Annotated in this window: 1 rRNA gene; it reads right to left on the bottom strand. The window is 51.8% G+C overall.

Annotated features, from left to right (window positions below):
- Nucleotides 1–1,427: ribosomal RNA gene (locus DES36_RS14625) — 16S ribosomal RNA — on the bottom strand; the annotation flags it as partial.
- Between the last annotated feature and the right edge of the window lie 22 nt (nucleotides 1,428–1,449).

Here is a 1,449-nt window from a genome sequence, read left to right as displayed (position 1 = left end):
GGTTAGCTCACTGACTTCGGGTGTTGCCAACTTTCGTGGTGTGACGGGCGGTGTGTACAAGGCCCGGGAACGCATTCACCGCAGCATTCTGATCTGCGATTACTAGCAACTCCGACTTCATGCAGGCGAGTTGCAGCCTGCAATCCGAACTGAGACCTGTTTTTTGGGATTTGCTCCATATTGCTATCTCGCTTCCCTTTGTTCAGGCCATTGTAGCACGTGTGTAGCCCAGGTCATAAGGGGCATGATGATTTGACGTCATCCCCACCTTCCTCCGTATTGTCTACGGCAGTCTATCTAGAGTGCCCAGCATTACCTGATGGCAACTAAATACAAGGGTTGCGCTCGTTGCGGGACTTAACCCAACATCTCACGACACGAGCTGACGACAACCATGCACCACCTGTCTCCCTGTCCCCGAAGGGAACTCCCTATCTCTAGGGTCGTCAGGGGATGTCAAGACCTGGTAAGGTTCTTCGCGTTGCTTCGAATTAAACCACATGCTCCGCTGCTTGTGCGGGCCCCCGTCAATTCCTTTGAGTTTCAGTCTTGCGACCGTACTCCCCAGGCGGAATGCTTATTGTGTTAACTGCGGCACTGAGTCTCCCCAACACCTAGCATTCATCGTTTACGGCGTGGACTACCAGGGTATCTAATCCTGTTTGCTCCCCACGCTTTCGCGCCTCAGCGTCAGTAACTGTCCAGTAAGTCGCCTTCGCCACTGGTGTTCCTCCTAATATCTACGCATTTCACCGCTACACTAGGAATTCCACTTACCTCTCCAGTACTCAAGTATTGCAGTTTCAAGTGCAATTTTGAGGTTAAGCCTCAAACTTTCACACCTGACTTACGATACCGCCTACACGCCCTTTACGCCCAATAATTCCGGACAACGCTTGCCCCCTACGTATTACCGCGGCTGCTGGCACGTAGTTAGCCGGGGCTTCCTCCTTGGGTACCGTCATGTATTCTTCCCCAAAGACAGAGTTTTACGATCCGAAAACCTTCTTCACTCACGCGGCGTTGCTGCGTCAGGGTTTCCCCCATTGCGCAATATTCCCCACTGCTGCCTCCCGTAGGAGTTTGGGCCGTGTCTCAGTCCCAATGTGGCCGATCACCCTCTCAGGTCGGCTACCCATCGTCGCCTTGGTGAGCTGTTATCTCACCAACTAGCTAATGGGACGCGGGCCCATCCCGTGGCGATAAATCTTTGATTTACTTCTCATGCGAAAAGTAAATATTATAAGGTATTAATCCCGGTTTCCCGAGGCTATCCCTTTCCACAGGGCAGGTTGCCCACGCGTTACTCACCCGTCCGCCGCTGTCATTCAAGAATTAGTAAACTAATTCTTGAAATCTCGCTCGACTTGCATGTGTTAAGCACGCCGCCAGCGTTCGTCCTGAGCCAGGATCAAACTCTCTAAATAAATTGCTGGCTTGTTACATTTT

It is taken from the genome of Alkalibaculum bacchi (genome assembly GCF_003317055.1).
Taxonomy (GTDB): Bacteria; Bacillota; Clostridia; order Eubacteriales; family Alkalibacteraceae; genus Alkalibaculum; species Alkalibaculum bacchi.
The sequence above is the reverse complement of the archived record's forward strand: the minus strand, read 5'-3'. Positions and strand labels throughout refer to the sequence as shown.